Source organism: Oceaniferula spumae (assembly GCF_042849255.1).
Taxonomy (GTDB): domain Bacteria; phylum Verrucomicrobiota; class Verrucomicrobiia; order Verrucomicrobiales; family Akkermansiaceae; genus Oceaniferula; species Oceaniferula spumae.
The window spans coordinates 216,420-236,217 of record NZ_AP026866.1; the positions used below are offsets into that span (position 1 = coordinate 216,420).

Here is a 19,798-nt window from a genome sequence, read left to right on the forward strand (position 1 = left end):
GACCTCAATGGCCATACGATTAGGTTTCTGCGGTAACTCCGATCGAGCATTCTTGTTCTGCATTGTCATGATGAAACGTCTCTTCTTAGCCCTCTTTTTTCTTCTTATCGCCGTATCCCTGTATTTCGGAACTCGGAGCACTTCGGTAAACTCCTCAACGGACACCAACGTTCAAATCACTCCCACATCAGGCGACCAAACAAGACATCTTGAAGAAGATGAAACCCGATCTGCGACTCGTATCATGGCGGGGTCCAACGAGGAGGGGAAATTGGTCAAACCCATCAGCAATACTCCGGCACCTCAACGACCCGACATGGCTACAGATGCCTTTGTTAAAAAGGTATACAGCGAGAAGTGGATCGATGCTGCCGAGGGCAAGGCGGGGCGCAGACGCGTCCGCGTTGTCGAAGCCGATTTCAAATACCCCAATGTCCGTCTCGAGGAAGAAGTCTGGACCGATCCGAAAACGGGCATGCAAACCGTCAGGCGCATCCGTGCCTCTGTGGCGGATCACGTCATGGTCGGCCTGAAACCGGGTGCCGATGAAAAGGCCGCCAGTGAGCTGCTCGAACAAAACGGTTACCGCATCCGCGCCGTCGAACCCGGCTCCTACATCCTCGCCGAACTTGCCGAATTCAAAGCCGATGATGCCCAGAAGCGATCCATCGCCGAGATCGAAGGCCTCAACGAGTTCATCGACTACGCCGAGCCGGACTACCTCGTCTATCCGAGTATTTTCCCCAACGACCCGGCCTTCGCAAACCGTAAAATGTGGGGACTCGACAACCCGGGAACCGTTGCCGGAACCACGGCTGATGCAGACATCGATGCTCCCGAAGCATGGGACATCCGTCACGATGCCTCCGGTGTCATCGTCGCTGTCACCGATACCGGCATCCAGTACAACCACGAGGACCTTGCGCCCAACATGTGGACAAACAGCTCCGGGCATTACGGCTATGATGCTTACGATGACGATAACGATCCCATGGATATCGGAGGTCACGGAACCCACTGCGCCGGAACCATCGGAGCCCGCGGAAACAACGGCATCGGTCTCACCGGTGTGGCGTGGAACGTGCAACTCATGGGCTTGCGCTTCCTCGGACCAAACGGCGGCAGCACCTCGGACGGCATCAGGGTTGTCAATTATGCTCGAGAAAAAGGAGCCCACATCATCAGCGCAAGCTGGGGCGGGGGAGGATACAGCCAGGGGCTCTACAACGCGATCAAAGCCGCCGGAGATGCCGGCATTCCGTTTGTCGCGGCAGCCGGGAACGACAGCCTGAACAATGACGCCACTCCGCACTATCCGTCGAGCTACGATCTCCCGACCATCGTGTCGGTGGCCTCCACCACCAGCAAAGACAAGCTCTCTTACTTCTCCTGTTACGGTCGCTACTCAGTAGACATCGCCGCGCCGGGCAGCGACATCTGGTCGTGTTACATCGGATCGAATTCTTCCTATAAACATCTCAACGGCACATCGATGGCCACCCCTCACGTCAGTGGCGCGCTCGCACTGGCCAAGGCCCATTATCCCTCAGAAGATGCCGAGGACCTCATCGCGCGGCTCTATTCATCCGTCGACCACATTCCGGCTCTGGCCGGTAAAGTCGCCACCGGCGGACGTCTGAACCTGCAGAAGCTGCTGGGTGCCTCCACAGCCGGAGTGAACAACGACGACTTTGAAAACGCGCTGCGTTTCGAAGGCAGCTACGGTTACTGGAGTGGATCTAACAAGAAGGCGACCCGCGAAGACGACGAGGACACGTTTTCAATACCCAACACAGGAGACAAGAGTGTCTGGTTCGCATGGAAGGCACCCTACAGAGGTCTGGTCGAGTTCACCGTCGAAGCCAGCGACAAGCAGTTCAGGGTGATCGCTTTCAAAGGCAGTGAAAAGGGAGGCCTGACCATCGCCGCGGACGGTGGCAGCCAGAGTCTCCGAACCGACAAGACAATTTTCTTCTACTGCGAGCAAGACCAGGAATACCGGTTCCTGATCGACACCAGCCAGCCCGACGGAGTGAATCTCCTGGCCACGCTAGGGCTGAAACCTGTCAACGACCCCATCACCGGCGCCCTCGGACTTTCTGGCGACCGGTTCACGGCCAAAGGCGACAACCGCAACGCGACGCCTGAAGCCTTCGAACTCTCCAATCCCCACGCGGGAGTGGGCAAAGGCAAATCGCTCTGGTGGAAATGGACGCCTGACTTCGATGGCGAGTTTGTCATCACAACGCAAGGCAGTGAGTTTGACACGGTGTTAGCCGTTTACAGCGGGGCTCCGGGTTCGCTAACAGAAGCGGCATCCAACGATGATCGAAGCGCGTTCGACTGGACCAGCCAAGTGACCTTCGAGGTAACAAGTGGCACCACCTACTACATCGCCGTGGACGGGTTCAGGGGAGATGCTTCGGGGGAGATTTTACTCAACGGGTTTCTCACCGGAAGTATTGTGATTCTAAATCACCCAGAGAGTATCAAAAGCAAAGTGGGCGACCGGGTGGTGCTTGATGTTTCAATTATATCAGCGGGCATGACTAAATTTCAATGGTTGAAGGATGGAATACCCCTTGCAGGTGAGATCCAGAATTCTTTGGTCATTGACCCGGTTGAGAATGACGATTTTGGTGCATATCATGTGAAAATAAAAAATGATGCTCAAGAGGTTGATAGCAATACGGCGCTCTTAACCGAAACGCGTACTGCGCCCAATGTGTATTGGTTTACGGGTAATCTTGCTGTTGGGACTGGCGAATCGGTGACGTTATCAGCTCTAGTGAGAGGTTCTTCACCAATGACTTGTCAGTGGTATAAAGATGGTGTGATTATTGATGGAGAAACATCGTTGTCACTGAACTTAAATTCTGTATCGCAAGTAGACTCTGGTAATTATCGTATTCAGTGCACCAATGATTTAGGTTCAGATTTCAAGGATATTTATTTGGGAGTTGTGGACTCACCATGGGACGGCTGGGAGTGGAGGCGTCCAGGGGTGCCGAATGATGCTATCACGGATATTAAGGTTTATGGCACAGAAATATACGCCGTGGCTGGAGAAGTTCTGTTTTATTCAACGGATGGAGTAGCTTGGAGCAAATCAAAATTCCCTGATGGGTTTTCAGGGAAATCATTCGAAATGATCGGAGATAGGCGCATTTGCTTAGGTTATCACTCTGATGGAGCAGTGAAAGTAGCCGTTTCCCTATCTGGGGCTGATTGGGTCGTTAGTGATCCTACAGGTCTTGGAGCGTGGCAAACGGGGGAGCATCTACTACAGAAATTCAAAGGTAAGTTTATTGCGCAGTTGCCGCCATCTGCATACACATACACATCAGTTTATTATTCAGCAGATGGCATTATTTGGAATGCATGCCAATCTACAATGCTTTCTTCTGAAGTCACAGCCTTGCAAGGGAATGGTCGGGTGTCAACGGACGGGAATGTGATGATCATGGCGAGTGCAACTAGCTCTTCAAACTATAAGATGCGGTATTATCACACGATGGATGGAATGGTATGGGTGGAGGCCGAAACTGACGCGGGTGGGGAGCATGGTTCAACTCGATTTCCCAAGCAGAGCGTTTATGCTCAAGGTTTATTTCACCTCATCGGAAGTTATTCATCCTACACCTCCTCAGATGGCATAAATTGGGATTACCACAATGCAGCCAGTAATGGCATAGATCATGAATACATTTTAGTGGGAGATGCGACTACTGTCTATGGGTTCAAGCAGAATGATGAACAGAAAATAATATGGTATGACGAGATAGAATCAAGGAAATCGAGAAGTGTGTATCCTTCAAATTCTCAAACTTTCACTGCGGCTGCAGTTTACAATGGCCAGCTATTATATGGAACCGATAAAGGGGTGATAAGCAATGCTTCGGATCCTTACGAGGTGAAGATTCCACATGATCGATCTTCAGATATCATCCGTCTTGATTTCATTGACGATCAATTCGTTGTCACTCCACGTTCTCCAGTTTTTGGGAAAGGTGCTGCAGCATTACTCTCAGGCGACGGCAGGACGTGGAAATATTCCAATTCCTTAGGCAGTGATGAATTTACTTACCTTGGCTATGCACTAGGTAATTACTGGGCAAATTCAATTGATAATAAAATTCTTAAAGGTCACACTCCATATGATTTCCACATACCAAGGGACGAGTCCATGGGACTCACCACGAGGGTTAGGTGGATAGGTGAGAAAAACAACGGTGATTCTTTGGCTATTGCAGCTACGGAAAGCGAGCCTTACGCGATTAAGTTACAATCCAGAGTAAGTAACTCACCCGTATGGACAGAGGTGGCATCACCGCCTTTTTCTGTCAGTTCCTCGACAACGTTTACTGAGATTGATGATCGTTGGTATTCAACAGGCACTATTTCTGGATTCCATACTTCGTTAGATGGGATATCTTGGCAGTTTACCGGAATAGCTGGATCTCAGGCTGCGGTGACCAAGAAAGACGGAGTGGTCTATGTCGTTGCGACCACTGGCGGAAGCCTTAGTGTTTCGCACTCTGTGGATGGTGTCAATTGGACTCACAACACACCTGTGGGTCTACCTACAGGTTCGGCCACTTCTATTAAAAAATTAATGACATTCAATGGCAGCTTGGTCGCACACATTAGTTCTAAATTATTTTTCTCTAGTGATGGAGTCGTATGGGCTAAAGCTGAGCTACCTAAGAACGTAGTAGACGCAGCTGCGGGGAATGAGCAACTCGTAATTGCATTAGAAGGTGGTGGGCTTATTCAAGCGGGGGCGATACATGCCGGCGGGGGAGCTCCTCTAGTTAGCATCGCAAGTCCTCAATCATTAAGTAGTCATTTGGAAGGTTCTTTTGTCACCGTTCAAGGAGAGGCTAGTGACCCCGAAGAAGGCGCCGTCACTTATCAGTGTTTTGTCGATGGAGAGCTTGTTCATAGCGGATATGGAACTTCATTTAAGTTTAACTATGAGGCAGGTGGAATATTGGGGAACACCGTGCACGTGAGAGCTGTTGACAGCTTTGGATTAACGCAAACCTCTACCATCTACGTGAACATAACCTCTTCAGAGCCGGAAAATTTGTTGGCAGCAGGAGAAGGTCTGAATTTCCTGCCTACTGACCATGTGGCCGAAATGGGAGGCGTCTATTATGTTGCGGGGAAAAAATCCCTCTATCGTTCTGTTGATGGTTCGACGTGGGACAGGATTTCAATGCCACGGCTAAGTAGCCCTATTAACGCGATGGTTTCAGGAAATGGTGCTCTTGTTCTTCAGTTGGATAATGGTGGGATTATCTCGACGCGCGATGGAATCAACTGGACATATTTTTTGCCGGGGCAAATTGAGTGGCGTTTGAGAACGCCGCTCCGCTTTGAGGGTAATCATTTTGTAGCTGCGTATTCCAATAGTTCCATCTCCGGCAGTGTAATGACATCTCAGGACGGCCTCGCATGGACCATAGGAGCTGTAAGTAGGGAGGGCTATTTCAGCTGGCAAGCGATAGGCAATGATGGGGTGGTTATTGGTATAGAGGGATCTGGTTCCGGGGCCAGACGAAGTGCTGATTACGGGTATAATTGGAAATTGATCGATGATTTATCAGGGGCCAGCCTATACAATAGCAACGGCATATTTGCTGACGGAAAATACATGGTCATCGAGACATCGGTGAAAAGAGTTTTCAACTCTGTGGATGCAATTACATGGAGTCAGAGTGACTTGCCATCTACGATCACACAGAAACCGTCGATTGAATACCATGGAGGGAGGTTTTTCCTGGGAGGGGCTACATTATTACAATACTCATCTGCTGATAGCGTGACTTGGGAAAGTATGAATCACGGCATCGTTCCAACATTACTTACCTATTCACAGGGGGTGTATGTTGGAGTGAATTCGGGTATACTCTACCACAGTCAAGATGGTGTTTCATGGACAGAGGTATCTGGTAGTCAAAGCCCAGCTAATATTAAACGTGTTGTTTCCAAAGCAACCGAGTTCTTGGCGCTTGATGAAAGTGGTGCCGTGTGGAGATCTGAAAATGGCAGCGACTGGAGTAAATCACTTATTGGAAACCAAAGTCTGAATTTAAGCTCTCAAGTGATGCCTAAGGAAATGGAAAAAATTGGCTCTAATCTAATTTTGGCGGGCTCTGCAAACTTGTTACATTACAGCGAGGATGACGGCAAATCTTGGTATAGTGCTTTGGTTGATGAAGCCTATCCAACGACCGCATCTAACTTTATCCAACTAAAGTCTTCAGGCACCGTAGCACTGGCGCTGAGTTCACCGAACAGTTTCGGCAATGTGATCCGTACAACGAACGGCAAGGACTGGGCATCGGTGCCTTCACTTGCTGCCGTCAAGGCTGTTGATGTGGGGTTCAATGGAACCGATTGGGTGCTGGTTGGCCAAACAGGGGAGTTATACATTTCTTCCGATGCCGGCATTTCATGGATCGAGATTAATTCAGGGGATTTGAAAAAGGGCGCAGCCGTAGCATGGTTTAATGATCAATGGGTCATTGTTGGCACCACCGAAGCCGCTGTGAACAGTCCGTATCATATTATTACTCGTGACGAAACCGGAGAACTTGTTGATCGGGGTGAGGCTGGGTTTGGAAACAGCAATTATCCTGTGAGTAAATTACTGGCTCATGGAAAAATGATTCTGTGGAAAAAAGACGAATCGCCCCGCCTTAGCCTTGATGGAATCACATGGTCGTCTGTTGCGGTAACAGGCCTAAACCCAGGAATAGGAATAGTAAGGGACTACGACATTTTTGCGAAAAGTGCCGGTTTCTCAATCTTGAAGGGGTCCTATTCGACTTCGCTGGATCCAGAAATGTGGGAATCCGATATTAACATGTCATCGTGGAGCCCAGTTGATCCGCAATATACAGATATTCATTATGCCGACACTGTAGATGGAAGAATTTTTCTATTTGGCCCGAAGAAGGTTTTGGAAGTTTCACTAACTGAAATGTCGATGGAGATAGATTCTCTGAACACGATGTCGCTCGGAGTGGGAGATGAATTGAATGTGGCTGTTACGCTCCATAATAAGGGGGAGTCATTAAACGGGGAAACGGATTGGAAAGTAGTGGCTTGGTTTTCCAAGAATGCCTTTTACGGTGATGGGAATGATGTCTATCTTGGCGAGTATTTGTTAGAAGGTTCTTTACCCGAAGCTGGGGAGAGTATGCAAAAAACACTTTCGTATGTTCTGCCAAATAACATAAATACAGGGAGTAATTATCTGATTTTAAAGCTCTACAAAGAGAGTGGTGTATTTGAAAAGAATACGGCAAACAATATCGTGATTAGTAATACGCCATCGATTACCATTCCTGAATGGGAGCTGACGCTTAATTCTAACGGTAACGGTCAAATCAACCAAGATTTGGCTGCTCGCCGCTACCCCCAAGGAAGTCGTGTTTCTCTCACTGCAAACTCCGGTAAAGGGGCAGCCTTCGCGGGCTGGGGGGGCGATGCTCTTGGCGCTGAGAGTCAGATCACCATTCTGATGGATGGAAATAAATCCGTGCAGGCGAACTTCAACTCACGAGCTTCACTTCAGGTGCATGTTCGCGGGGCGGGGAGCGTAAGTGGTTTGGCGGACCTTGGAAGTTATGCTTTGGATGAAACAGCATCACTAACAGCCACTCCCGCAGATGGCTGGGAGTTTTCCGGCTGGAGCGGATCCGCCACGGGAACCAACGCAACGGCCAATATCCTCATGGACTCACCGAAAGTGGTGACCGCTGTATTCACGCTGCCGAAGGATAATTGGAAATCCGAACACTTCACAGAAGCCGAACTACTAGACGAACTCATCTCTGGTGACGACGCCGATCCGGATCAGGACGGTCTGAAGAACTGGCAGGAGTATCTGCACATGTCTGATCCTCGTGATGGAACTTCAAAAGGAATCGTCAGCTTGAAGGTTGAAGGCGACTACCTCTTTGCCATCTTTACTCGGAACGCAGGTGCTGAAGGGGGGCTTACCCTAGGTTGCCAAGGTTCACGTGATTTAACCGATTGGGACGCTCCTGATATCCAAGAGCGTGTTCTTTCCATCCGTGATGGCGTGGAGACCGTGGAAGCTCGGATTCCTGTCGCTGGCGGAAATACAGGTTTCCTGAGATTGAAATACGATCGAGCCCCTTAACCACCGAGGGCCTTCATCAGCTGAATGTGATCGTTGAGCAACGATTGTCTGAGAGCGGCTTCCACCCGTTTGGCTTCGAGCCAACGACGTTCGGTATCGAGAAATTCGATCTGCGATGTTAGCCCGGCATTGAACTGTGCTTGTGCGTCGCTTCGGGCTGTTGCGAGTGCTCTGATTTCGCTCTGTGCTGCGGCCAGTTGGCTGCGTCGGCTAACAAGGTTGATTCGTGCACTGTCGACTTCTTCCAATACGGTGAGCACTGCCGCACGATATTTCGCTGCTGCGACTTTACTTTCAGCCCGGCGAGATGAAATTTTTGCGAGTCGGACAGGATCGTAAATAGGGATGTCCAAGGATGGGCCGAATTGGTGAATCCATTGCGTATAACGGCCTGTCAGGGAATGGCCAGCACCGGAGGCTGACGCATTCAATTTGAATGAAGGCAGGAGATCTAGCTTCGCTGATTTTTCCAACTGGAAAGCCGACCGAACTCGGGCTTCAGCAGCGAGAATAGTGGGGTTTGCCGCGAGCAGCTGGCTCATTGGTAAAGATGGCGGATTGCCGACATTGGGAAGACTGCTTTGGGAGGTATTACTTACATAATTTCCACCTGTTAGGGTGCGGAGTTGGACGATGGTTAGGTCGCGCAGGCGCCTGACGTCAATCAGCTGGCGCTTGAACCTGTCATGCTCTGCTTGTTGGCGTCTAACATCGGTAGTGGCGGCGATTCCAGCAGTGGCGCGCTGATTCAGGGTGGTCACTGTTTTTTGACTCGCGGTAGTGGAGTCCTGGAGAATACTTATTTCGGCATTAAACCGATAGAGATTGAAACGTGCAGCGGCAATACGACTGGCCATTTGCAGTCTAGCCGCATGAAGGTCCCAGAAAGCAGCCTCTTGCGCATGACGAGCTGACTGAGTGGCCGCACGGAGTCGACCACTAAGGTCGATTTCCCATGAGAGCTGACCTCCACCTTCCCATGGAGCAAGATCGTAAGGTCCGAAATCGACTTCTTTCTTGCGTCCTTCCCGATAACCGATGCCTAGGTTGAAACTCGGTAGAGAGACGGCTCGAGCTGATTTTACAGCGGCATTTGCCTGCTCAAGACGAGCTGCCACCACGGCGAGATCTGGATTAGATGAAAAGGCATGAGCGATGTCTTTATTCAGTGAGGCATCACCATATTTTCTCCACCAGCTCTGTTGTAGCCGGGCTTGTGCCCATGGCGGTGTTTGTTTCCACGCCTTGCGATCAATTCCGCTCGAGGAATTCGAAGACGTGACGGCACAACCACCGAAAATGACGGTTGCTACACAGAGACTGATGGAGAATTTCAACATGGATATGTTAGTTTTGGACGTAAATACCAGTGGCGTTGATCAGCATGTTGTCAGCAGTTGATCCGTCAGCTACGACGCCGGTAACCACCAGCTGGCTGAGTTCTTTGAGTCCGCCAACTCCTTTGAGTCCTTCCTTGAGTAACTGACCATCTTTGTCGACGACTTGGACAGTGACGATAGATGCCTTGATCACATCTGGATCATCACAACAAACGTCCCATGGGGTTGTGCAGTGGTCATCTTCACCCATCAAATCACAGGAGGTGAGTTTTTTGGGATCACCCAGAGTCATGATGGCTCTGCCTTTGACGAAGGGTTCATGGCTTCCGATGACTTTGCCTGTAATGGTTACTTTGTCGCCTTCCTTGGCAGACTTTCTAACATCGGAAATAGCAATAGCTCCGTCAGGTGCCGATTTCAGTACCAATGAAGAGAGTTCTCCATCAGTCGGTGCAGGGGCATCAGTAGTTGTAGTTTTTTTCTCACCACAAGAGACAAGTGAAACTGCGGAGAGCACGGTTAATAGTAGTATGGTTGGTTTCATAGTTTGGTTTTTGGTTTGGGTTGTGAGTTTAGGCAGATCGTAGTGCCTTAGGAAGAGATGGTGATAGACAACGGATGGCGGGTGGCAGGGTGCCGATAGTTCCCAATAACACACCGGTGATCAAGCCTGTGAAGATTACCAAGGGACTGAGCGCCAGAGTGAATGTGCCGATGGAAAAAGGAATCGTGCGACCATCAAGGAGGAAGTAGGCTAAAAGGAATGCCAGCAACGTGCCGGTGAGTGTGGCCAAGAGCGATTCCTGTATCAGAGAAACTAACAGGGCCACCCGAGTATAGCCGATGGACTGCAAGGTCGCCATCTCCCTGATACGCGAGGCAAAGGCCGCGTAGAGTGTGTTTAATCCGCCAAACAAAGCACCTGCCGAGACCAGAGTAGCAGTCACCCATGTCATCATTTTGATCGGTTTGTAGAAGGTGCCCAGCTTGCTGTAGTATGCATCTTCCTGAATAGCGGCAAGTTCGAGATCGTTGCGCTGGAGGGTGAAGACCTGCACATCATCGAGCGTGGCATCATCTAATCGTAGCGTGATTGCAGATAGAGTGTCGCGCTGTGTTAAAGAGGCGAGGTCATTCCGATCGAACCATATTTCTGATTCTAACACTGTTCCTGGAGCTGCGAAAACACCGGAAACGATCATCGATTCATTTTCAAAATGGAGGGTCTTGCCAGGTGCTATTTCGGACTCGTCCACACCGAGCTTTCGATGAGCTAGCCGTCCGACCATCACTTCTCCCGGTCCAGGAAAGTGGCCTTCGAGCAATTGAACAGAAGTATGCACTAACAATGCTTTCTCAAGCACTCCACGGAGCAGTGCTTGTTCCTCCTTGCCAGATTCGGTGCGGATAGGGGCTTGATAGGTGATTTCACCGGAGACGGCGGCAACGCCGAGCTTTTCCTCTAGGCCTCTAATGCTGGTAGATGCACTTGATTCTGCGGCGAGATGGACCTCTGACCGTTCAATGGATTCCTCAGAACCTTTACCCATCAGGATCACGTTTTTAGCTGATCCAGATGCGGACAGAACGCTGTCCATACCTTGGTTGAGCGAGACGGCCGCGACCAGTAGCAGAACCACGAGTGCGGACCCACCGACGGTTTGCGCAAGCCTGGAGGGATCACGAAATAAATTTCTCAGAGCGTATGTAAATGGAAGCATTTAGAAATGTGGAATAGTAAATTGTGAATGATTAGGAACTAAGGGAGTCGACCAAGGGACGGGAGGTCGCTTTCCACGCCGGATAGACGGATGCGAGTAGGCCAAGCAATAGCGCGACTCCGAGACCTGTCATGATCACGGTCATGTCTGGTGATAAAGCAAGGGTCAGTCCTTCGTTGCCAATTGTGATGGCTCTGAAGTGGAAAAATGCAAGAGCACCAAATATACCAACCATGCCGCCGATCATTCCTAGCAGAACACCCTCGATCATCACGATCGCAGCGATCGCTTTTCTCGAAAACCCGAGAGTTTGCAGAATAGCAGTTTCTTTGACGCGACCACGAACGATCAGCAATACGGCATTGGCGACCAAACCTAACACAGCCAAGACGGCCCCCAACCCAAGCCAGCGGGTAAAGCCGATAAGCTCGATCATTTGTTTAGCTGTATCTGCAAAGAATGCCTTTTCTGGTCGGGTGTGAGTAGGCTGTTGGTCGGCCTTGAATGTTTCATCAATCTTGGCTGAAACGCTGTCCAGTAAATCCGAGGAATCGACTCTAACATTGAACTGAGTGACGATACCTAGACCGATGCGTGAAGCTTGTTGCAAAAAGGGGAGGTGGACGTATGCGACGTTGTTATCCTGAGGGGAATCCGAGTTGATGATGCCGGCCACATAAACATTGACGCCTACCGCTTCAAACTTGTCGCCAGGCTTGAGTCCTCGCCTCTGGGCGAAATTAATGCCTACCAAAGCGGCATCACTACGTTTGGTGAAATCCTCATACGAGCCTTCGACGACATTGATGCCTGGATTGTATTGTTTCAAGATCTCAGGCGGTACTCCACGGAAAGTGATCACATCCAAGGATGCACCACAGTTATTGACCGCAATCTGAATGGGGATGACTTCGCGAACGCCTGGGATGCGTTTGATCGTCGGTAAATAATGCTCCGGCAGTCTGGATGTCGATGGGCAGAAACGGTTTTCACGATACACCACGAGGGTTGTGTCGTTGGCATTGGATTCTGTCGCGTCTGAAAGCGAGTGCTGCATGGTCTGTACCGCAGCATATAGAAACATGCCGGCAGCCACGCCCAGAATAGTCAGCAGCGACCGCAGCCGGTGACGAGTTAGGTTTTTAAGAGCTAGTGATAATAATTTCATCTAATGAGCGGGCTGAAGGTTTTCGATCAATTGCCCTTTTTCCAGATGCAATGTCCGGTGAGCGGCTGCAGCGGCCTTGGGGTCATGCGTTACCATGACAATGGTTTTGCCGTGTTTGTTAGCTAGATCATTGAGCAGATTGAGAATGGAGTCAGCAGACTCTCGGTCGAGATCACCTGTTGGCTCATCAGCCACGAGTAAACCGGGGTCATGAACGATCGCTCGGGCAATGGCGACACGCTGTTCTTGTCCACCCGATAGTTCCGATGGCCGGTGATGTGCGCGATCTGAAAGACCCACCAGTTCGAGTGCCGCAATGATTTTTGCTTTCCGTTCGGATTTGCTGAATTTTCCTAACAAGAGGGGGAGCTCAATGTTTTCGTAGGCGGATAAAATCGGCACGAGGTGGTAGAGCTGGAAAATGTAACCAACATGCACGGAGCGCCAACGAGTGAGTTCTGCACGTGAGAGGTTAGCAATATCGCGGTCTTGGATGACGAGTTCTCCAGATGTGGGAGTGTCGATGCCTGCAACGAGGTTGAGCAGAGTCGTTTTACCAGAACCTGAAGGTCCCATGAGAGCTAGGAACTCACCTTTGGGAACATCCAAGGAGAGGTTCTCCAGTGGCGTTATCATGGATTTGCCCTTGCTGTAGGACTTGGTAACTGAACGGATGGAAATGAATGACATGGGAATAATTATTTGGTGTTGGTAACGACAACACGTGTGCCGTCTTCTAACTTATCATGAGGTGGCAGAATGACGTTTTCACCGGAGCGAAGGCCATCGAGCACGCGGCGATGATTATCGCGAGCGTCCTTGCCGAGTTGAATTTTGCGAAGTCGGGCGATGTTTTCTGAATCGACTACCCAGACGCTGTTGTCGTCAATCAGAGCCGCTTCTGGAACATAGAGAGCAAGACGACCAGCGTCGGAAGGTTTTGAAACAGTGGACGGTTTACCTGTCCGACCAGTTGAGTAAAACTTACCCCGGACGAGCATCTCGGGCCGCAGGCGGATGTCTGGGTTTTTAATGGAGACCTTGGCTTGAAGGGTGTTCCTCTGAAGGTCAGCTTCGCCAGTAATCCTGGTGACAGTACCGTTGAACGTCATGTCAGGTAACAGGTCCGATGTAAGTTCAACAATTTGCCCAACCTGAATACCTGCAGCCTCTGTTAGGGGGACATCGATTCGAGCTTGGAGATTTTCGGGATCATAGAGCTCGAAAATGACCGCAGATTCTGGGTCATCCATGTTGAGCATCCGTTTCTTACCGGGAGCGGCATGAAGTCGGAGCACGATGCCATCCATTGGCGCAGTGATCTTTGTTCTGTCCATGGTGAGTTGGGCGCGGTCCCTCGCTATTTGGAGCTCTCCGAGTTGTGAAGTCATCGCCACGCGCTCAAACTCAATTTGTTCCAAGCGTGCCTTCAGACGAGGAATTTCAGCCTCGGCTTCTGCGACCAATGCTTCTTGTTTTTCTTTGGTGAGGCGGGCCGCGACGACTTGCTGTTGAGGCACGGCTCCAGCTGGAATTTTTTTCAAGCGCTGATAATTGTCCGCAGCCTCAGCAGCTCCGGTTTTTAGGGCTGTGATCTTTTTCTTGGCCGCCTCCAATTCTGCTTCGATGATATGGGTGCCCTGACAATGCGCATCGATGCGGCCTTGGTGGCTTATGATTTTTTTCTCTGCTTCTTGAAGATCCAACGAAGCATCATCATCGATCATTATTGCCAACAGCTCACCTTTTTTTACCTGTTGGCCTTCGAGGACTTTGACCTGATCGATCACTCCATTCATTAAGGTGGGCACGTAGGTGATATAGGGATCGGGCTCGACCCAACCAGATGCTTGGAAAAGTAAACTGCCTTTAGTGACGGCGGGGGACTCTTCGGCTTTTGCGACAGGTTGCCCTACGGCATCAGCTTCCTGGCGAAGGGTGATTACCTGAGCGGTTTTGACTTCCACAGCGGGAATGAGGCGTTTACCGAACAGCAGAGCCATAATCAGCAAGAAGCCGATGAGGAGCCCGGCAGGAAGCAGCCAAGCTAACGAGCGCCTGCCTCGAGGTTGAGAGCTGGCGTTCTTATTTGAGTTGGATAGTTGGTCGAGAGACATTGATTGATAGATGTTAGATTTGCAGTTTATTTTCGTCATGCACGACGAGGTAGAAAGAATGCGGAAACGAATATTCCGAAACTACTGATGCACTTGAAACCAAGCACAAAGAGGCGACACCGAACGAAAGGTGGTCGCTAACAAATCTATCAAAGTATCAGGACTGAGTGTCTGAGATAAAGGGGGAGCCCTTGACTATGGGCAGGGGCTGAAAACTCCTGTGGCGGTGGGTCACCACGAATTGGGCCGCATGTTAGAGTCGCGAGTTGGGAGGCGAAGATCGCGTCGTGAGCGCCGTAGGATGGCGTATCAAGATGCACACCTTGGGATGCGTCAGGTAGCTCATCGGTAGCAGTCCAGACGAAATCGTTGACCTCGACGCTCAACCGTTTGGAGCAATCGTCACAAGGTTTCGGTTTGATCGTCTCGGATTGGGCCAAATCCAGACCGGAACAGCACTCAGCACATTCGGATGAAACAGGGGTGAATGCCGATTTCTTACTAACCTCGCAAATGCAGTCACCTGTGAAATATGAATTCAGACAAAGGCAATATCCAAGCACAGGATGCTTCAAGGTGATGAGCAGAGCCATCACCAGCAAGAATAACACGGCTGTTATTTTACGAAGCATGTTGTATTGGTTTCCTAATCATTGATGTGGGTGTTGTCAAATCATTAGCGGCTGACAAACCTACCTTACATCAGTAAGAGCGACACAGGTGACGTTCATTCCCAATAAATTCACATCTATCCTCAAAAGGTATTCTGTGGTGTGTGATGTTTACTCCGAGGTAAAACACCAAAGGAGTGTATTTCATCAATCAGAGTCATATTTGGTAAGTGTCTCATCTCCAACGATTTTTCCTCGTCCTGAAGACTGTATTTGCTAAGATGAACGAATGATGAAACCTAAACATTCGAGTTGGCTTTCTTTGCTGGCTCTTATCGCCTTGGGGCTGCCGTGTTCTGCGCTTGAGCAGCGAAGATTCCAAAATGCGGACAAAACCAAGTCCTTCCAGGCCACACTGGTCGATTATAATGAGGCTGGGAAAACGGTCACTGTCACTTTGGAAAATGGCAAAACCTCCAAGTTTTCTATCGATCTACTTTCCCCCGAGGATCAGAAATACGTGGAAGCTCAATCAGACGTGCTTGCGGTCAGCCGAAGCATCGAGGTGACATTTACCGAGACGAAGGGAGAAACCACAAGAACCAAGAGCGGTCTTGTCAGATCAAGCACGACTCCAACCCATTATAAAATCATGGTTTACAACCGCTCGGACAAGGTGGTTGAAAACCTCAAGGTGAATTACAGCTACTACTACTGCCTGGGTAGCAGCTCGGCAACTGGCCCGCGGCACACTCCCCAGGTAAAAACCGGAACCTTGGTTTACCCGAAACTTTTCGGCAAATACAATGAAACCCGTGAGACAGCTAAGATCGATCTGATTAGGGCCTCGAAAAAAGGTGTAGCTCCTCCAGTGCCCAGCGGCGGCGGTGCTGCTGGCGGCGGATGATGCAAGTATGATTATCCTGACGGTCGTCAGGACAAAAAAGATGTCATCATGTGCGATGGAGAGTCCACACCTCCAGGCGTCAGTCCCGGATACCGTAGAATCGATCATGTCATAGGTATTGTTGCTGAGCTCGAGATCAACGGTGAAGTGGTCAAAACCGTAGCCAGTAGTCCCTTTGTGTTAGAAAAACACAAGGAAGGCTCTATCAAATAGTTTTTCCAAAGATCTAATTCATAAAAAACCCGCATCTCAGAGAGGTGCGGGTTTTTGATTTTTCAGAATGTAAAAAATGACTATTAGGCGGCATCCGCACGTTTCTTGCGAAGGATCGGTGGTTTCTTGCCTTCGACAACAGAGCGGTTGATGGTGACCGATTCTATATCGTCACGACCAGGAACTTCATACATCACATCGAGCATGATTTTCTCGAAAATTGACCGTAGGGCACGAGCTCCGGTGCCACGTTTGAGAGCCTCTTCCGCCAATGCTTCGAGACCTTCTTTGGTGACTTTGAGTTTCACACCACTCATAGCGAGCAGTTTGGAATACTGCTTGATCAGTGCGTTCTGAGGCTGGGTGAGAACTTCGATGAGTTCTTCTGTGCTGAGTTCACGTAGCGAGGAGATAATCGGCAGACGACCAATGAACTCGGGAATCAAGCCGAAGTGTAAGAGATCCTCTGGTTCAGCTTTTTCTAGCAGATCACTGGACTCAAGAGCTTTCTCGGAGGCTTCAGTTTCCTCATGGAAGCCGAGCACATGTTTGCCCAAACGACGGCTGATGATGTCGTTGACTCCAACAAACGCTCCACCACAGATGAACAAGATTTTCTCAGTGTTGACCTGAATGTATTCCTGCTGTGGGTGTTTGCGACCGCCTTGCGGTGGCACGTTACAAATGCTGCCTTCGAGGATTTTCAGCAATGCTTGCTGCACGCCCTCGCCAGAAACGTCGCGAGTGATTGAGACGTTCTGGGTGGTGCGACCGATCTTGTCGATTTCGTCGACGTAAATTATACCACGCTCAGCACGCTCGACATCGAAGTCAGCGGCCTGAAGCAGGCGTAGAATAATATTTTCCACATCGTCGCCTACATAACCGGCCTCGGTGAGAGTGGTGGCATCTACGATGGTGAATGGAACATCCAGCACATTGGCTAGCGTCCGAGCTAACAAGGTCTTGCCAGAACCGGTTGGTCCTAACATAAGGATGTTAGACTTTTCGATATCCACATCCTTGTATTCGGACGATGGATTCAGATGATCTTGGCGGAGACGCATGTAGTGATTGTAAACCGCGACAGCGAGCACCTTCTTGGCGCGATCCTGCCCGACCACGTAATCATTGAGTTTTTGTGTGATTTGCTCGGGAGTGAGCACATCACCTTGGGCGATTTGAGTTTCGGCAACCGTGTCTTTCCCTTGGCCCAGTTCCTTTTCCATGATGGAAGAGCATACTTCGATGCACTCGTTGCAGATGTAGACGGCAGGTCCGGCAATGAGTTTTTTGACCTCCGAGTGGCTTTTGCCACAGAAGGAGCACATGGTGAGGTTGGAAGTACGAGCCATAGAATACGTTGGGGTAGGTAAGGGTGGAATTTACGGAGTTTCCAGCAGAAACAGAGAGAGCTAAAGAAAAAGGGCATCGGGGATTTTGTGTGCCCCAACGCCCTGATGATAACTTAAATCAGCGAAATGTGCTAATTTTTTCCGTCATCGTTATCTTTTTGGGATGAGTCTTCGAGCGCTCCTTCAGGGAGCTCTTTACGACTTTCCAAGACTTTATCCACCAGTCCATAGGCGGTAGATTCTTCTGCAGACATGTAATTATCGCGGTCTGCATCTTTTTCCACCTGATCTTCTGACTTGCCGGTGTGGTGAGCCAGAATCTTGTTCAGACGCTTCTTGAGGTTGAACATGAAGCCGATGGTGCGCTCGACGTCAGCAGCGGTGCCTTGGGCTCCACCGGACACTTGGTGAATCATGACGTGTGAGTTAGGCAGGCAGAAACGTTTGCCCTTGGTCCCAGCCGTCAGCAGCACAGCGCCCATGGAGGCGGCGATACCGATACAGTAGGTGTTCACATCACAAGTCAGGAACTGCATGGTGTCGTAAATCGCAAGACCAGCGGTGACAGAGCCTCCTGGGGAGTTGATGTAGATGTGGATGTCCTTCTTAGGGTCCTGCATCTGGAGGAAAAGCATCTGGGCGATGACCGAGTTAGCCACTCCGTCGTCGATGCCCGTTCCGATGAAAATAATCCGGTCCTTGAGCAGACGGGAGTAGATGTCAAAGGCGCGCTCTCCGCGGCCGTCTGATTCGATGACGGTGGGGATGTAGTAGTTATTTTTAGGCGTAGAATCCATGGATACTGATGAATAGTGCATATTGAGAAGTGAGGATGGCCGAGCCTTATGCTTCAGCTTCCTCAGCTTTGATTTCCTCCACTTTCGCGTTGTCTACCAAGAAGTCAATTGCCTTGCCGATAAGAATGGAGTTTCTGATGCTGGAAATACGGTTAGACTTCTGAAGTTCACGCATGAGAGCCTTGGGAGCCTTCTTCTGCTGCTGTGCCATGGCGCCAATGCGCTGTACCACTTCGTTGTCGGTAACTGCGATTTTTTCAGCGTGGGCGATTTCCTGAAGAATGAAGTTAGTCTTCAGATTGTTGCGGGCCTGAACTTGGGCGGTGGCGATGATTTCAGCTTGTTGGCTGGCAATTTCTTCGTCGCTCATGCCAGCCTGTGCTCCACGGGCTACCATGTCGTCAGCGCTGCCTTGGGCTTCTGCATTGACCATTTCCTCGGGAAGCGCGAAATCGACACGCTCAAGAAGCTGCTCAACGATCTGGTTGACCTTGGACTCTTCGATTTGCTTGCCCTTCTGCATGGTGATCTGCTCGGAAATGAGTTCCTTGAGATCGTCCACAGTCTTGTCTTTGCCAAACTGGAGTGTCTCAGAAACAAATTCATCATTCAGCTCGGGAAGCTTCTGCTCCTTGATACCTTTGACGGTGACGGAGAACACAATGTCTTTGCCGTGAAGGTCTGCGAGAGGGAAGTCATCGCCTACGGAGCTAGTGACCTCGCGGGTCTCGTCCTTGGCGGCTCCTTCGAGCTGCTTAGCGAAACCGGGCAGGAATGAATCTTCTTTGATCTGCACCCAGTAGTCTTCCTTGCCACCGAGAACGCCGACAGGTTTTCCAACGGCTTCTTCGAGAGGTTTACCATCAAGAGTGGATGTAAAATCGATCACTGCGATATCGCCGGACTCGAGGGCACGGTCTTCAATGTCGGTGTAGTCAGCGTAGCGCTCAAGCACACCGTCAAGCTCACGCTGAACTTCTTCGTCCGTGGCATCAGCTGATGGGATTTTGACTTCAAGTCCTTTGTATTCTGGCAGTTCAAAGGTAGGAGCCAAAATCATCGGCATGGTGAAGCTGAAAGAACCGTCGTCTGCGAAGTCGATGGTCTCAGGGTTTTTGAAATCGAGCACCTTGAGGTCTTCGTCTTGCTTCATGGCTTCACCGCAGGCGGCGCTGATGAGGCGTTGCTCGAGCTCGGCTTTGATATCGGTGGCGAAACGTTTTTCGATCACGGAAACAGGAGTCTTGCCGGGGCGGAAGCCTGGGATCTTAGCTTGCGCGCCAAAGGCTTTGACAATGTTTTTACGCTCGGTGGAAACTTTGTCTGCAGGAATTTCCGCACGCAGGGTTGCGGTGCATTCTGGTTGTTTATCAACGGTGATGTTCATGGT

Annotated in this window: 13 protein-coding genes; 3 read left to right on the top strand and 10 right to left on the bottom strand. The window is 50.2% G+C overall.

The features are described from left to right. Positions 1 to 67: 67 nt before the first annotated feature. Positions 68 to 8,179, top strand: a complete 8,112-nt coding sequence (locus tag ACSPJT_RS00955; protein WP_435894502.1) for a S8 family serine peptidase — start codon at positions 68 to 70, stop codon at positions 8,177 to 8,179. On the opposite strand, the gene ACSPJT_RS00960 is transcribed toward ACSPJT_RS00955, so the two are convergent. From ACSPJT_RS00960 to ACSPJT_RS00990, 7 genes are all read right to left on the bottom strand, one after another. Then, the gene (locus ACSPJT_RS00960) at positions 8,176 to 9,519 is read right to left on the bottom strand and encodes a TolC family protein (protein ID WP_435894503.1); all 1,344 of its coding nucleotides are present in this window, start codon (positions 9,517 to 9,519) and stop codon (positions 8,176 to 8,178) included. The genes ACSPJT_RS00955 and ACSPJT_RS00960 overlap by 4 nt on opposite strands. 7 nt (positions 9,520 to 9,526) lie before the next feature. Next, positions 9,527 to 10,063, bottom strand: a complete 537-nt coding sequence (locus ACSPJT_RS00965) for a hypothetical protein (protein WP_435894504.1) — start codon at positions 10,061 to 10,063, stop codon at positions 9,527 to 9,529. Positions 10,064 to 10,091: 28 nt separating this feature from the next. Beyond that, positions 10,092 to 11,240, bottom strand: a complete 1,149-nt coding sequence (locus ACSPJT_RS00970) for an ABC transporter permease (RefSeq protein WP_435894505.1) — start codon at positions 11,238 to 11,240, stop codon at positions 10,092 to 10,094. Between the two features lie 31 nt (positions 11,241 to 11,271). Then, a complete protein-coding gene (locus ACSPJT_RS00975) occupies positions 11,272 to 12,408 on the bottom strand; it encodes an ABC transporter permease (protein ID WP_435894506.1) in 1,137 nt (378 codons plus the stop codon). Further along, complete coding sequence (locus ACSPJT_RS00980; protein ID WP_435894507.1) at positions 12,409 to 13,098, bottom strand: ABC transporter ATP-binding protein; 690 nt, start codon at positions 13,096 to 13,098, stop codon at positions 12,409 to 12,411. Between the two features lie 8 nt (positions 13,099 to 13,106). After that, positions 13,107 to 14,564 carry an efflux RND transporter periplasmic adaptor subunit gene (locus ACSPJT_RS00985; protein ID WP_435894508.1) on the bottom strand — a complete coding sequence of 486 codons (1,458 nt, stop codon included), beginning with the start codon at positions 14,562 to 14,564 and terminating at the stop codon, positions 13,107 to 13,109. Positions 14,565 to 14,674: 110 nt separating this feature from the next. Beyond that, positions 14,675 to 15,157, bottom strand: coding sequence for a hypothetical protein (locus ACSPJT_RS00990; RefSeq protein ID WP_435894509.1), 483 nt, complete (start codon positions 15,155 to 15,157; stop codon positions 14,675 to 14,677). A gap of 268 nt (positions 15,158 to 15,425) precedes the next feature. On the opposite strand from ACSPJT_RS00990, the gene ACSPJT_RS00995 reads away from it, so the two are divergent. Together ACSPJT_RS00995 and ACSPJT_RS01000 are read left to right on the top strand one after the other, a co-directional pair. Next, positions 15,426 to 16,043, top strand: a complete 618-nt coding sequence (locus tag ACSPJT_RS00995) for a hypothetical protein (protein WP_435894510.1) — start codon at positions 15,426 to 15,428, stop codon at positions 16,041 to 16,043. A 48-nt stretch (positions 16,044 to 16,091) separates the two neighbouring features. Next, positions 16,092 to 16,256 carry a hypothetical protein gene (locus tag ACSPJT_RS01000; protein ID WP_435894511.1) on the top strand — a complete coding sequence of 55 codons (165 nt, stop codon included), beginning with the start codon at positions 16,092 to 16,094 and terminating at the stop codon, positions 16,254 to 16,256. Positions 16,257 to 16,339: 83 nt separating this feature from the next. Here ACSPJT_RS01000 and clpX read toward each other — a convergent pair whose 3' ends face one another. From clpX to tig, 3 genes are all read right to left on the bottom strand, one after another. Further along, positions 16,340 to 17,611 (bottom strand): ATP-dependent Clp protease ATP-binding subunit ClpX, encoded by a 1,272-nt coding sequence (gene clpX / locus ACSPJT_RS01005; RefSeq protein ID WP_435894512.1) that lies wholly within the window; start codon positions 17,609 to 17,611, stop codon positions 16,340 to 16,342. A gap of 131 nt (positions 17,612 to 17,742) precedes the next feature. Beyond that, positions 17,743 to 18,408: an ATP-dependent Clp protease proteolytic subunit gene (locus ACSPJT_RS01010; RefSeq protein ID WP_435894513.1), complete on the bottom strand. Its 666-nt coding sequence runs from the start codon at positions 18,406 to 18,408 to the stop codon at positions 17,743 to 17,745. A gap of 46 nt (positions 18,409 to 18,454) precedes the next feature. Continuing rightward, positions 18,455 to 19,795, bottom strand: coding sequence for a trigger factor (tig, locus tag ACSPJT_RS01015; RefSeq protein ID WP_435894514.1), 1,341 nt, complete (start codon positions 19,793 to 19,795; stop codon positions 18,455 to 18,457). Positions 19,796 to 19,798 lie beyond the last annotated feature (3 nt).